We start from the raw sequence: 396 nt of genomic DNA, 5'->3' as shown, positions 1-396 counted from the left end.
TGGTAGACCTGTTCAGCCGCCAGATCGTGGGCTGGTCGATGGACGAACGAATGAAAAGCAGCTTGGTGATTGATGCGTTGCGCATGGCCTGGTTCCAGCGTCATCCACAGAAGTCCTCAGGACTGCTGTTCCATAGTGAACGGGGGAGCCAGTACGCCAGCTTTGATTTTCGTCATGTCCTTCAGGGCTACGGGATTGTCAGCTCAATGAGTCGACGGGGAAATTGCTGGGATAACGCGTGCAGCGAGACGGTGTTCGGCTCGCTGAAGGTGGAGCGTCTGCATGGCTTGAGATTCAAAACACGACGTGCTGCCAAGGACGAGGTCATTAACTGGCTGCTGTGGTACAACCAAGAGCGCCTGCACTCGACGCTGCATTACGTAAGTCCGATGCAAT

General features: G+C 55.1%; 1 protein-coding gene. It reads left to right on the top strand.

All coding sequences use genetic code 11. The features are described 5' to 3' along the window. A partial coding sequence (locus E4T80_RS12680; RefSeq protein WP_135058726.1) for an IS3 family transposase occupies positions 1 to 396 on the top strand: 396 nt, incomplete at both ends.

This window comes from Muribacter muris, from assembly GCF_004569585.1.
Lineage (GTDB): Bacteria > Pseudomonadota > Gammaproteobacteria > Enterobacterales > Pasteurellaceae > Muribacter > Muribacter muris.
Note: the sequence above shows the minus strand (reverse complement) of the source record. Positions and strands in the feature narration are given on the sequence as shown.